This is a genomic window from Occultella glacieicola (assembly GCF_004353825.1).
GTDB classification, from domain to species: domain Bacteria; phylum Actinomycetota; class Actinomycetes; order Actinomycetales; family Beutenbergiaceae; genus Occultella; species Occultella glacieicola.
The window spans coordinates 88,853-102,058 of sequence record NZ_SMNA01000006.1; the positions used below are offsets into that span (position 1 = coordinate 88,853).

At 73.4% G+C, this 13,206-nt stretch carries 13 protein-coding genes and 1 riboswitch; all 13 genes read left to right on the plus strand.

The genetic code is table 11. The features are described 5' to 3' along the window. The first annotated feature begins 4 nt into the window (after nt 1-4). The gene (gene pyrF / locus EXU48_RS13145; protein WP_133108128.1) at nt 5-910 is read left to right on the plus strand and encodes an orotidine-5'-phosphate decarboxylase; all 906 of its coding nucleotides are present in this window, start codon (nt 5-7) and stop codon (nt 908-910) included. 154 nt (nt 911-1,064) lie between these two features. After that, entirely contained in the window at nt 1,065-1,376 is a 312-nt protein-coding gene (mihF, locus tag EXU48_RS13150) for an integration host factor, actinobacterial type (protein ID WP_133108129.1), read from the plus strand. Next, nucleotides 1,369-1,983 carry a guanylate kinase gene (gmk, locus tag EXU48_RS13155; RefSeq protein WP_133108130.1) on the plus strand — a complete coding sequence of 205 codons (615 nt, stop codon included), beginning with the start codon at nt 1,369-1,371 and terminating at the stop codon, nt 1,981-1,983. Before mihF ends, gmk begins: the two co-directional genes overlap by 8 nt. A gap of 83 nt (nt 1,984-2,066) precedes the next feature. Beyond that, the gene (gene rpoZ, locus EXU48_RS13160) at nt 2,067-2,330 is read left to right on the plus strand and encodes a DNA-directed RNA polymerase subunit omega (RefSeq protein ID WP_133108131.1); all 264 of its coding nucleotides are present in this window, start codon (nt 2,067-2,069) and stop codon (nt 2,328-2,330) included. 8 nt (nt 2,331-2,338) lie between these two features. Continuing rightward, entirely contained in the window at nt 2,339-3,595 is a 1,257-nt protein-coding gene (locus tag EXU48_RS13165) for a bifunctional phosphopantothenoylcysteine decarboxylase/phosphopantothenate synthase (protein WP_133108132.1), read from the plus strand. Between the two features lie 87 nt (nt 3,596-3,682). Further along, nucleotides 3,683-4,882 (plus strand): methionine adenosyltransferase, encoded by a 1,200-nt coding sequence (metK, locus tag EXU48_RS13170; RefSeq protein ID WP_207947757.1) that lies wholly within the window; start codon nt 3,683-3,685, stop codon nt 4,880-4,882. Nucleotides 4,883-4,954: 72 nt separating this feature from the next. Then, nucleotides 4,955-7,153 (plus strand): primosomal protein N', encoded by a 2,199-nt coding sequence (locus EXU48_RS13175; protein WP_207947726.1) that lies wholly within the window; start codon nt 4,955-4,957, stop codon nt 7,151-7,153. 123 nt (nt 7,154-7,276) lie between these two features. Continuing rightward, nucleotides 7,277-7,906 carry an HAD family hydrolase gene (locus EXU48_RS13180; RefSeq protein ID WP_133108134.1) on the plus strand — a complete coding sequence of 210 codons (630 nt, stop codon included), beginning with the start codon at nt 7,277-7,279 and terminating at the stop codon, nt 7,904-7,906. Nucleotides 7,907-7,915: 9 nt separating this feature from the next. Continuing rightward, a complete protein-coding gene (gene fmt, locus EXU48_RS13185; RefSeq protein ID WP_133108135.1) occupies nt 7,916-8,875 on the plus strand; it encodes a methionyl-tRNA formyltransferase in 960 nt (319 codons plus the stop codon). Then, on the plus strand, nt 8,868-10,433 hold the full coding sequence (locus EXU48_RS13190; RefSeq protein WP_133108136.1) for an RsmB/NOP family class I SAM-dependent RNA methyltransferase: 1,566 nt from the start codon (nt 8,868-8,870) through the stop codon (nt 10,431-10,433). The genes fmt and EXU48_RS13190 overlap by 8 nt, the downstream gene beginning before the upstream one ends. A gap of 46 nt (nt 10,434-10,479) precedes the next feature. Beyond that, a complete protein-coding gene (gene rpe, locus EXU48_RS13195) occupies nt 10,480-11,145 on the plus strand; it encodes a ribulose-phosphate 3-epimerase (protein ID WP_133108137.1) in 666 nt (221 codons plus the stop codon). 86 nt (nt 11,146-11,231) lie between these two features. Beyond that, nucleotides 11,232-11,364, plus strand: a riboswitch (FMN riboswitch). 84 nt (nt 11,365-11,448) lie between these two features. Beyond that, on the plus strand, nt 11,449-12,186 hold the full coding sequence (locus EXU48_RS13200; RefSeq protein WP_133108138.1) for an ABC transporter permease: 738 nt from the start codon (nt 11,449-11,451) through the stop codon (nt 12,184-12,186). Then, entirely contained in the window at nt 12,177-13,199 is a 1,023-nt protein-coding gene (locus EXU48_RS13205; protein ID WP_133108139.1) for an ABC transporter substrate-binding protein, read from the plus strand. Before EXU48_RS13200 ends, EXU48_RS13205 begins: the two co-directional genes overlap by 10 nt. Nucleotides 13,200-13,206 lie beyond the last annotated feature (7 nt).

A 13,206-nucleotide genomic window follows, 5' to 3' on the forward strand; every position in this document is an offset into this window, starting at 1 on the left:
GGGGATGAGCACCACCACCACGACCACGGGCGAGCGGTCCACACGCACCGGCTTCGGCACCCGGTTGTCCCAGGCGATGGCGGCCCGCGGCCCGCTGTGCGTCGGGATCGACCCGCACGTCGGACTGCTGCACCGGTGGGACCTGCCGGACGATGCCCGCGGCGTCCGTGAGTTCTCCCTGCGGGTGGTCGAGGCCGTGGCCGGCCAGGTCGCGGCCGTCAAGCCCCAGTCCGCATTCTTCGAGCGGTACGGCTCCGCCGGGATGGCCGCCCTGGAGGAGACGATCGCGGCCTGCCGGGCGGCCGGTCTGCTCTGCGTCGTGGACGCCAAGCGCGGCGACATCGGATCCACGATGGACGGCTACGCCGACGCGTTCCTCGGGAAGGACTCGGGCTTCGCCGGGGACGCGGTCACGCTCTCCCCGTACCTGGGCTTCGAGACCCTGCGACCGGCGATCGAGGCCGCGCTGGCTACCGGCCGGGGGGTGTTCGTGCTCGCCCTGACGTCGAACCCCGAGGGCGCCGAGGTGCAGCACGCCCTGGTCGACGGCGTCCCGGTCGCCGCGGTGATCGCGCGGCACGCCGCCGCGGCGAACGTCGCCGAGATCGAGGCCGGGGCGCCGCTCGGCAGCGTCGGCCTGGTCGTCGGTGCCACGATCGGGTCCGCGGCACGCGACCTCGGGGTGGACCTGGCGGCCGTACGCGGGCCACTGCTCGCCCCGGGCGTTGGGGCCCAGGGTGGGGGAGCGGCACAGATCCGGGACGCATTCGCCGGCGCCCTCGGCGCGGTACTGCCGTCGAGCTCGCGTGACATCCTGCGCGCGGGGCCGAGCGTCGACGACCTGCGCGCCGCGGCCCGGGCGATCAACGCCGAGCTGCGCGACGCCGTCGGGCAGGTGCCGGCCGGCTGAGCCGGTCTGAGCCAGTCCTGAGCCAATCCATGGGCGGGGCACCCCGCCGAACGTGTTCAGGCCCACGCCTTCCCGATTGATCTGCGGGCCCGCCCTCGCTAGGTTGCCTAGCAACCATCCTCCGCCGACGCTTCGAGAGTTGAAGGTAAACACCGTGGCTCTTCCCCCACTGACACCGGAGCAGCGCGCCAACGCGCTCGCCAAGGCCGCCGCCGCTCGTGCGACCCGTGCCGAGGTGAAGAACCGGCTGAAGTACTCCGGTGGCAAGCTGTCCGAGGTGATCGCCGAGGGTGCCACCGACGACGCCGTGGGCAAGCTGAAGGTGCTGTCGCTGCTGGAGTCCCTGCCCGGCGTGGGCAAGATCACCGCGCGCGCCGTCATGACCGAGGTGGGGATCTCCGAGAGCCGACGCGTGCGTGGGCTCGGTCCGAACCAGATCGCCAAGCTGGTCGAGCGGTTTGGCTGAGCAGACCACCCCCGCTCGGCTCACGGTCCTGGCCGGCCCGACCGCGGTCGGCAAGGGCACCGTCTCCGCGGACCTGCGCGCCCGCTACCCGAACATCTGGCTGTCGGTGTCCGCGACCACCCGGGCACCCCGGCCCGGCGAGGTCGACGGCGTCCACTACCTGTTCCTGAAGCCCGACGAGTTCGCCGGGATGGTCGCGGGCGGGGAGTTCCTGGAATGGGCCGTGGTGCACGGCCGCAACAGCTACGGCACCCCGCGCAGGCCGGTGGAGGAGCGCCTCGCCGCCGGGGCGCCGGCACTCCTGGAGATCGACCTGCAGGGCGCCCGCCAGGTCCGCCAGACCATGCCGGAGGCGCGGTTCGTGTTCCTGGCCCCGCCGAGCTGGGAGGAGTTGGTCCGGCGACTCGAGGGTCGCGGCACCGAGGACGCCGAGGAACGCGAGCGCCGGCTCGTCACCGCCCAGGTCGAGCTCGCGGCCGCCGCGGAGTTCGACCACACGATCGTCAACGACGACGTGCAGCGGGCCACCGACGAGCTGGTCGCGCTGATGGGATGTGCGCCGGCACCGCGCGAGCGCCTCGCCCCGACCGACCCGACGAGCCGCTAGACTAGAGCGTTCGAACACCCAGCCGGCACCTGCCGACACAAGCCGACACAAGCCGACACAAGCACAGACGAGGTTCTCCCGACATGTCAGGAACCGTTGCCGCACCCGAGGGCATCACCGATCCGCCGATCGACGAACTCCTCGAGGCAGCCGACTCCAAGTACGCCCTGGTCATCTACGCCGCCAAGCGCGCGCGTCAGATCAACGCCTACTACGCCCAGCTGAACGAGGGGCTGCTCGAGTACGTGGGCCCGCTCGTGGAGACCGAACAGCAGGAGAAGCCCCTCTCCATCGCCATGCGCGAGATCAACGAGGGCCTCCTGACGGTCGAGCCGACCGAGGACTGAGCCCGAGCGTGCACGTCGTCCTCGGGGTCGGCGGGGGGATCGCCGCCTACAAGGCCGTCCTGCTGCTGCGCCTGCTGCGCGAGGCCGGGCACGACGTGCGCGTGATGCCCACGGACGCCGCGCTGGCGTTCGTGGGCGCACCGACCTGGGAGGCCCTCAGCGGGCACCCGGTCACCACCAGCGTCTTCGACGGTGCCGACACCGTCGATCACGTCCGGTTCGGTCGCGCGGCGGACCTGGTGGTCATCGCCCCGGCGACGGCGGACCTGCTGGCCCGCGCCGTCGGCGGACACGCCGACGACCTGCTCACCGCCACCCTGCTGACCGTGACCAGCCCGGTGCTGATGGCACCGGCGATGCACACGGAGATGTGGCACCACCCGGCCACCCGGGCCAACGTGGCCACCCTGCGCGAGCGCGGTGTGCACATCCTGGACCCCGCCGACGGACGCCTCACCGGCGCCGACTCCGGGCCCGGCCGGCTGCCGGAACCCGAGCAGATCCTCGCGGCGGCACTCGCCCTGGTGCCCGACGAGCGAGGCGACGCCCGTCCGTTGCCGCCGGCCGGTGACCGGTTCGCGGCCTCCCACGGGGGCCCCCTGAGCGGACGCCGGGTCGTCGTGAGCGCGGGCGGCACCCGCGAGCCGCTCGACCCGGTCCGGTTCATCGGGAACCGGTCCTCCGGCCGGCAGGGCGCCGCCCTGGCCGCGGTGGCCGCGGCCCGCGGCGCCGACGTGGAACTGGTCGCCGCGAACGTGGACGCGGCCCTGCTGCCCGACGGCGTCCGGGTCACCGCCGTGGAGACGACCGCGGAACTCCACGACGTGATGACCGCCCGCGCGGGCACCGCCGACGTGCTCGTCATGGCCGCCGCCGTCGCCGACTTCCGCCCCGTGCACACCGCCGCGTCGAAGACGAAGAAGAACGACGACGGGTCGGTCGCTCCCATCGAGCTGACCCAGAACCCGGACATCCTGGCCACCCTCGCGGCCGGCCGGCGACGAGGCCAGGTGATCGTCGGGTTCGGGGCCGAGACCGGGGACGCCGGCGGGAGCGTGCTCGACCACGGCCGGGCCAAGGCCCGGCGCAAGGGCGCCGACCTGCTCGCCGTGAACCAGGTCGGCGTCGGACAGGGGTTCGGCGACGTACCCAATCAGGTGGTCGTGCTCGACGGCTCCGGGACCGAGGTCGCCACCGTGGCCGGCAGCAAGGCCGAGGTGGCCGCCGGGCTGTGGGACGTGATCGCCGAACTGCTCAGGGACTGAGCCGGATCGGCTCACGCATCGAGCGGATCTTCTCGACGGAAACTCCGCGGGCGCGCACGCGCAGGCATTAGGCTCGCCCCCGTGACTATGCGCCTCTTCACCTCGGAATCCGTGACCGAGGGCCACCCCGACAAGGTCTGCGATCTCATCTCCGACTCGATCCTGGACGCGATGCTCGCGGCCGACCCGACCTCCCGGGTGGCCGTCGAGACCATGGTGACCACGGGACTGGTCCACGTGGCCGGGGAGGTGACCACCGACAGTTACGTCGAGATCCCGCGCCTGGTCCGGGGCGTTGTCAACGCGATCGGCTACACGTCCTCGGACATCGGCTTCGACGGCCACTCCTGTGGCATCTCGATCTCGATCGGGCAGCAGTCCCCGGACATCGCCGTCGGCGTCGACAAGGCCCTCGAGGTCCGCACCGACAGCGCCGACAGCGACCCCAACGATCTGCAGGGCGCCGGTGACCAGGGCCTGATGTTCGGCTACGCCTCCGACGAGACGCCCGAACTGATGCCGCTGCCGATCGTGCTCGCGCACCGGCTCTCGGCCCGGCTGACCCAGGTCCGCAAGGAGGGCATCGTGCCCGGCCTGCGCCCCGACGGGAAGACCCAGGTCACGATCGCCTACGACGGCGACAAGCCGGTCGCGGTGGACACCGTGGTGCTGTCCACCCAGCACGAGGCGGACGTTCGCCTGGAGGAACAGCTCGAGCCGGCGATCCGCGAGCACGTGATCGACTTCGTGCTCGACGAGTACGCCGAGAAGACCGGCCTCGACGTCTCCTCCTACAAGCTCTTCGTGAACCCGACCGGCACATTCGTCGTCGGTGGCCCGATGGGCGACGCGGGGCTGACCGGCCGCAAGATCATCGTGGACAGCTACGGCGGCATGGCCCGGCACGGCGGCGGCGCGTTCAGCGGCAAGGACCCCTCGAAGGTGGACCGGTCGGCCTGCTACGCGATGCGGTGGGTCGCCAAGAACGTGGTGGCGGCCGGGCTCGCACGGCGCTGCGAGGTGCAGGTCTCGTACGCGATCGGCCGGGCCCACCCGATCGCGGTCTACGTCGAGACGTTCGGCACCGAGACCGTCCCGACCGCGCGGATCACCGACGCCATCACGTCGGTGTTCGACCTGCGCCCGCGGGCCATCATCGCCGACCTGGACCTGCTCCGGCCGATCTATGCGCTGACCTCCAACTACGGGCACTTCGGGCGCGAGCTGCCGGAGTTCACATGGGAGCGGACCGACCGCGTGGACGCCCTCAAGGCCGCGGTGTCCTGACCATCCGGCCGCGGCCCGGCCCGTTGGGCACGGCGTTCGTGGCTGTCGGCAGTTCATGATGGGATCGGTCCTGTGCCGGCACCAGAACAACCCAGCCTCCTCGACCCGGGGATCTCTGCCCCGGAGCCACCGCGGTACGCCGGGGTGGCGCAGGTGCTCGTCGACATGCCGTTGCCACACCTGGACCACACGTTCGACTACGGCATCCCGGACGCCCTCGACGGGGTCGCGCAGCCCGGCGTGCGGGTCAAGGTCCGGTTCGCCGGGACGGACCGGGACGGTTACCTGATCGCCCGGACGCCCGGCACGAACCACACCGGCACCCTCGCGCCCTTGCGGAAGGTCGTCTCGCCGCTGCCGGTCCTGACCCCGGACATCCTCGAACTGGCCCGCACGGTGGCCCGCCGGTATGCCGGAACCAGCACCGACGTGCTCCGGCTCGCCATCCCGCCGCGACACGCGACGGCCGAGAAGGCGGTCCTGGCGCAACCGGAGGTGGCGCCCGAGCGGGTCCCGGCGCCGCCGGCGGCCGTCGCGGCCCCATCCGCCGCGCATGGCGCCGCCGGGACCGGACCCACGACCGGGCGAGCATCCCCACCCGAGCCGGCCGCCGCCGTCGGGCAGGAACCGTTACCGGACCCGACCGGTGCGCAGGTGCTGCTCGGCCCCGACCGGCTCGCCCACTGGGCCGACTACCCGGGCGGCGCCGCGTTCCTGCGCCGCATCGGCGCCGGCGAGTCCCCGCGCGCGGCCTGGTGCGCGCTGCCCGGGCGCGACGAACTGGCCGGCACCGAGCACCCGCACTGGGCGCTGGCGACCGCGGTCGCGGTGCTGGCGGCCCGGGCCGGGCGGCGGGACGCGATCGTCTGCGTCCCGGATGCCCGCGACGTCGCCACCGTCGGAGCGGCTCTGGACGCCCTGCAGGTCGAGCACGTGGTGCTCACCGCGGAGCAGGGCGCCTCGGCCCGGTACCGGCGCTTCGTGCGTGCCCTGACCGGCCGCACCCACGTCGTGATCGGGACCAGGTCGGCCGCGTTCGCGCCGCTGCCGAACCTCGGCCTCGTGGTGTGCTGGGACGACGGCGACGACCTGCTCGCCGAACCGCGCGCCCCGTACCCGCACACCCGCGAGGTGCTCGTGCAGCGCGCCGACATGGCCGGCGCCGCCGCCCTCGTCGGCGGTTTCGCGCGGACCCCGGAGGCCCAGTTGCTGGTGGCCGACGGGTGGGCCCGCTCGCTGCAGGCGGACCGGGCCGTGGTGCGGGCTCGCACTCCGCGGGTGATCGCACCGGGGGAGGCCGACCTCGCCCGCGAGGGGGACGGCGGCCGGGCCCGGATCCCGGCGACGGCGTCCGCGCTGGCCCGTCGTGCGCTCGCGCGGGGACCCGTGCTGGTCCAGGTGCCCCGGGCCGGGTACCTGCCGGTGGTCGCCTGCGCGCGCTGCCGCACCCCCGCCCGCTGCGGCCACTGCCACGGACCGTTGCGGCTCGACCGGCCGGACGCGCCGCCGCAGTGTCGGTGGTGTGGCCGGCACGCGACCGCATGGGCATGCGGCGCGTGCGGTGCGACGGCGGTGCGGGCCATGCGTACCGGCGCCGGCCGGACGGCCGAAGAACTCGGGCGGGCGTTTCCCGGGGTGCCGGTGACCGTCTCCGGCCGCGACGGCGGAGTGCAGGACCGGGTGCCCGGATCCCCGCGGCTCGTGGTCGCCACGCCCGGCGCCGAGCCACCCGCGGACGGCGGGTACGCTGCCGCACTGCTGCTCGACGCGGCGCTGGTCTCGAACCGACCGGAGCTGTCGGCGGGGGTGGAGTCGCTGCGTCGGTGGCTGCGGGCGGCCGCGCTGGTGCGGTCCTCGGGTGACGGTGGCGAGGTGATGATCCTCGGCCAGGGCGCGCCGGTTCCGGTGCAGGCGCTGGTGCGATGGGATCCCGTCGGACATGCGGGTCGCGAGCTCGGCGAGCGGCAGGATCTCGCGTTCCCGCCCCTCGTGCGGCTCGCCACCCTCACCGGCGGCTCGGCGGCGTTGGCGTCGATGATGCGTCACCTGCGGCTTCCCGCCGACGCGGAGGTGCTCGGACCGGTCCCGGTCGAGGACCAGGCCGGCATGAAGGAGGCCGGCGACGAGGAGATCCTGCGTACCCTGGTGCGTATCGACCGCCGGGCCGGGGACGACCTGAGCGTCGCGCTGGCCCAGGCCCAGGCGGTCCGCAGTGCCCGCAAGGAGCCCGGCGTGGTCCGGGTCCGCGTCGACCCCGACCAACTCTGGTGAGCGGCGCCGAATGACGTCCACGAGCCCGACGACCCCGACCTCGCCCGGCGACCCGTCCACCACTGCGTCGCGCTCCCGACGATCCATGGTCCCGATCACCGACCCACCCCAGGAGGCCCAGCCGTGACCACCATCGACCGGACCGTGACCACCGTCGTCTTCGACCTCGGGAACGTGCTGCTGCGCTGGGACCCGGCGGCCGTGTTCGAGGGCCGGCTCACCGATACCGAGGTCGCCGAGTTCATGGCCGCCGTCGACTTCCCGACGTTGAACCACTCCCTCGACGCCGGGCGGACCTGGGCGCAGGCGCGGCCGGAGGTGGCCGAACGAGCCCCGGGCCACGTGCACCACATGGACGCCTACGTGCGCGACTTCGCGCGCTCGCTCGTCGGTGAGGTGCCGGGCACGGCGCAGGTCGCACGCGACCTCCTGGCTGCCGGGATCCGGGTCCTGGGCCTGACGAACTGGTCCGCCGAGACCTTCGAGCACGCCCCACGGGCGGCGCCGGTGCTGGCCGAGTTCGAGCAGATCCTGGTCTCCGGGACCGTGGGCCTGGCGAAGCCGGATCCGGCGATCTTCCACCTGCTGATCCGCACCACCGGGATCGTCCCGGTGCAGACGGTGTTCATCGACGACTCACCGGCGAACGTCGCCGCGGCCACCGAACTGGGTTTCCAGGCCCTGCTGTTCACCGATGCGCCCACGTTCCGCGACGACCTGGTCGCGCGCGGTCTTGCGATCCCACGCTCCTAGACTGCCCCCATGCGTCTGTTGTTCGCGGGCACCCCCGCCGTCGCCCTGCCAACCCTGGCGGCCCTGCTGGACTCCGGCCACGACGTCGTCGGCGTGCTCACCCGGCCACCGGCCCCGGTGGGGCGCAAGCGCGTGATCACCCCGAGCCCGGTGCAGGTGCTCGCGCAGGAGCGCGGGGTGCCGGTGATCACCTCCGACCGGCCCCACGACGAGGCGACAATGTCAGCACTGTCGGCACTGACCGACCTTGAGATCGACTGCGCGCCCGTGGTCGCCTACGGTGCGCTGCTGCGGGAGCCCGCACTGTCGCTGCCCCGGCACGGCTGGGTGAACCTGCACTTCTCCCTGCTGCCCGCGTGGCGTGGCGCCGCACCGGTGCAGCACGCGATCATGGCCGGGGACGACATGACCGGTGCCAGCACCTTCCGGATCGAGGCCGGTCTGGACACCGGACCCGTCTTCGGCACGCTCACCGAGCCGGTCCGCCGACGGGACACGGCCGAGGATCTGCTCGAGCGGCTCGCGCAGGCGGGGCCGGCGCTGATGCTGGCAACCCTGGACGCGATCGAGGCCGGCACCGCCCGCCCGACGCCGCAGGCGGCCGACGGGGTCAGTCTCGCGCCGCGTCTGACCAGCGCGGACGCGCGGGTGGACTGGTCGCTGCCCGCGCTGGCGCTCGACCGGCGGATCCGGGGGTGCACGCCCGCTCCCGGTGCGTGGACCACTCGGGACGGGGAGCGATACAAGCTCGGACCGGTGCTGCCGGTGGTCGAGGACCCCGGCCTGGCCCCTGGACAGCTTGCGGCCGTCGACGGCGCCGTGCTCGTCGGCACCGGCTCGGGGCCGGTGCGGCTCGACGCGATCGCCCCGCCCGGGAAGGGCTGGATGGCCGCCGCGGACTGGCTGCGCGGTGCGCGGCTGCCCGCGGACGCCTCCTTCGACCCGGTCGAGGTGGGCTCGGATGTCTGACGGCGGACCGAACCGCGGCGGTGGCCGTGACTCGGGCGGCGCGGACCGGGAGAGCGGCAGCGGCTCAGCCGGCGAGCGGCGGGGTGGCCGGGGATCGGGCCGCCCGGCCCAGGGCCGGGGCTCCCGCGACCGGGGCCGTCGCCCTGACTCGCAGCGGACCGCGTCCCGGCCCGCGGACCGCTCCCGCGGCGGGGATCCGGCGCGGCGGGCCGCCTATGACGTGCTGCGGTCGGTCGCGGCGACGGATGCCTACGCCAACCTGGTGCTGCCCCCGGTCCTGACCGAGCGGAGGATCCGCGGTCGCGATGCCGCGTTCGCCACCGAGCTCACCTACGGCACCCTCCGACTGCAGGGCCGCTACGACGCGGTCATCGCCCACGCGGCCCAGCGCGACGTGGGCAGCCTCGACGCCGAGGTGCTCGACGTGCTGCGCCTTGGTGCCCACCAGCTCCTCGGGATGCGGGTGCCCGGTCACGCAGCGGTCTCCGAGACCGTCGGCCTCGCCAGGGCGACCTGCGGCACCGGCCCCTCACAGCTCGTCAACGCCGTGCTGCGCCGGATCTCCGAGCGCAGCCTTCCGGAGTGGCTCGACCTCCTCGGCGCCGAGGCCGACGATGAGACCGCCCGCCTGGCCGTGACCCAGTCGCACCCGGCCTGGGTGGTCCGGGCCATGCGCTCGGCCCTGGCCCGGACCGGGCCGGGCGACGGTGACCTCGAGGCTCTCCTGGAGGCCGACAACGCCTCACCATCGGTGAACCTGGTCGTGCGGCCCGGACTCGCCGGACCCGAGGACGCGCCGGACGCGGTCCCCGGCCGGTGGGCCCCCACCGCCCTGGTGCTGCGCGGCGGCGATCCCGGCGCGATCGAGGCGGTCCGCACGGGGCGGATCGGGGTCCAGGACGAGGGCAGCCAGCTCGTGGCGCTCGCCGCCGCGGCCGTCGCCATCGAGGGCGCGGACCACACCTGGCTCGATCTGTGTGCCGGCCCCGGCGGCAAGGCCGCGCTCTCGGCCGCACTCCTCGCCGCACGGGCCCCGGACGGCCGGTTCGTGGCGAACGAGGTCGCCGAGCACCGGGCCAGGCTGGTGGAGCGGTCGATGGCCGCGGTGCGCCAGGTGCTCCCTGGCATCGAGGTCCGCACCGGCGACGGCCGGGAGATCGGGACGAGCGAGCCCGGACGCTACGACCGGGTCCTCGTCGACGTGCCGTGTACGGGCCTCGGCGCACTCCGGAGGCGACCGGAGTCGCGATGGCGACGTTCGCCGTCGGACCTTGCGACGCTCGGCCAGCTCCAGCGAGAGTTGCTCACCTCCGCCCTCGCCGCCACCCGCGCCGGCGGGGTGGTCGCGTACGTGACCTGCTCACCGCACCTGGCCGAGACCCGGTTCGTGGTGGAGGACGTGCTCAAGCGCACCGCGGGCGCCACCCTGGTGGACGCCGTCGAGGTCCTCGCCGGGGTGAGCGCCGAGCCGCTCGGCGACCTGCGGGGCCCCTATGTGCAGCTCTGGCCGCACCGGCACGGCACCGACGCGATGTTCCTCGCCCTGATCCGGGCCTGAACCGCACCGGGTCCGCGAGCCCGTGCGGCGCACTACGCTCGGCCACATGGGCATCCTCATCTCTCCCAGCGTCCTGAACTCGGACCTGTCGAACCTGGCCGGTGAGGTGGACCGGATCTCCGCCGCCGACTACGTGCACCTGGACGTCATGGACAACCATTTCGTCCCGAACCTCACGTTCGGCCTGCCCGTGGTGACCGCGCTGCTCGCACACACCAGCCTGCCGGCGGACGTGCACCTGATGATCGAGGACCCGGACACCTGGGCGCCCGCGTTCGCCGAGGCCGGCGCGAAGTCCGTGACGTTCCACGCGGAGGCCTCCAGCGCGCCGGTTCGCCTGGCCCGCGAACTCCGCAAACTGGGGGCTCGCGCCGCGATCGCACTGAAGCCGGCCACGGGCATCGAGCCGTACCTGGACCTGCTGCCCGAGTTCGACATGGTGCTCGTGATGACCGTGGAGCCCGGGTTCGGCGGTCAGTCGTTCATCGAGGGCACGCTGCCGAAGATCCGGCGCACCCGGGACGCGATCACGTCGCTCGGCGCCGACATCTGGGTGCAGGTGGACGGCGGTGTGTCCCGGTCCACGATCGCGATGGCCGCCGGTGCGGGGGCGAACATGTTCGTCGCGGGGTCCGCGGTCTACTCGGCCGAGGAGCCGAACGCCGAGATCGAGGCCCTGCGTGGTCTCGCCGAGGCCGCCTACCGGGACTGAGGCACGAGCCCGGCCGGTCTCGGAATCCGGTCCGTCCGGGCGCCGCGCACGAACGCGGCGTGGGTGTGTCAGAATCGTGGGGCAAGAACGTGCTCCGGGGTCGGTGAAATTCCGAGCCGGCGGTGATAGTCCGCGACCCGGCCACTGCTCGTCAGTGGTCGGTTGACCTGGTGGAACTCCAGGACCGACGGTTAAAGTCCGGATGGGAGGAAGCACGCGGCGTTGGGTCGATCCCGGCGTCGGCGGACGGTCGCGCGGCGCGCCGTCCTTCCCCGGGGTACGCCTGGGGAAGGAGAACGGCAGGTGGCCCGCGAGGATCTCGTCGCGCCCGTCGCATTCGGCGGCTTCGCACTGCTCGCCTGGCAGGGGCTGTCCTTGGTGCTCCCGGACCGGGTGCTCCCGGGCCCGACGGAGGTCGCCGCCCGCTTCGTGCTCGAGTTGCGTGAGGGCGGTCTGCTCGGTTTCGCCGGCCACACCCTCGCCGAGGCCGTGCTGGGCAGCCTGCTCGGGCTCGCCGTCGCTGTTCCACTGGGCTATCTCGTCGCCCGGTTCCGGATCGTGGCCGCTGCCATCGGCCCCTACCTCGCCGCCTCCCAGGCGATCCCGGCCGTCGCGCTGGCGCCGCTGCTGGTGGTCTGGTTCGGGTACGGCCTGCTCCCGATCGCGCTGCTGTGCGCGCTCCTGGTGTTCTTCCCGATCTTCGTCAACACGACCCTCGGGCTGAGCACCCTCGACCCGGACGTCATCGGTGCGGCGAAGGTCGACGGTGCCGGACGGTGGCGACTGCTCCTGCACATCGAGGGTCCGCTCGCGCTGCCCGCCCTGCTCGCCGGCGTCCGGAACGGCTTCGTGCTGTCCGTGACGGGTGCGGTGGTGGGCGAGTTCGTCATGGGCGGCCAGGGCCTCGGCCTGCTCCTGTCCGTGTACCGGGACCGCTCCGACATCGAAGGCATGTTCGCCGTGCTCGTCGCGCTCATCGCCCTGGCGATCAGCGTGTTCTATCTCATCCGTTCCCTCGAAAGGCGTATCCAATGGCTCTGACCGTGCCCCCCGTCCGGTCGCTCGCGGCGCTGACCGGCGCCGCCGCCCTCGCCCTGGCGCTCGGTGCCTGCGGCACCGATGAGCCCGACGGCGGAGCCCCGGATCTGCCGGGACTCACCATCGGTCTGACGTACGTCCCGAACGTCCAGTTCGCCCCGTTCTACGTCGCGGAGCAGCGGGGGTACTTCGACGAGGCCGGAGTCGACGTCACCCTGCGGCACCACGGCGAGTCCGAGGACATCTTCGGCGCACTCGCCAGCGGCACCGAGGACGTCGTCACCGCCGGCGGTGACGAGATCCTCCAGGCCCGTTCGCTCGGCACACCCGCGGTCAGCATCGCGACCATGTACCAGGAGTACCCGGTGGCCCTGATCGTGCCGGAGGACTCCGACATCCAGTCGGGGGCGGACCTGGCCGGGCGCACCATCGGCGTGCCGGGGCCGTTCGGGGAGACCTACTTCGGCCTCCTGGCGATGCTCGACCTGGCGGGTCTGACCGCCGAGGACGTCACCATCGAGTTCATCGGCTTCACGCAGCAGAGCGCCCTGGCCGAGGAGCACGTCGACGCCGTGATGGGCTTCTCCAACAACGACATCCCGCAGTTCCGGGCGACGGGCCTGGACGTCCGCGCGGTCCCGCTGGGCCCCGACGTCCCGCTCGTCGGCATCGGCCTGGGCACCACGGATGACGTTCTAGCCGCCGAACCGGAGGCACTCACCGCGGTGATCACTGCCGTCGGGCGTGCGGTTGCCGACATCGCCGCGGAGCCCCAACTCGCCGTCGACGCGGCCCGGGAGGAGATCCCGGGCACCATGACGGCGGAGCAGGAGGCGATCAGCCTGGCCACCGTCGAGGAGACCATCCCGCTCTACGGGGACCTCGGCGGCCCGTGGGGCCGGCAGGACGGCGGCACCTGGGAACAGATGGCGGAGTTCATGACGCAGACCGGACTGATCACCGACCCGGTCTCAGCATCGCAGGCGCATACCAACGACCTCATCGGTGCCGAGTAGGCTCGGG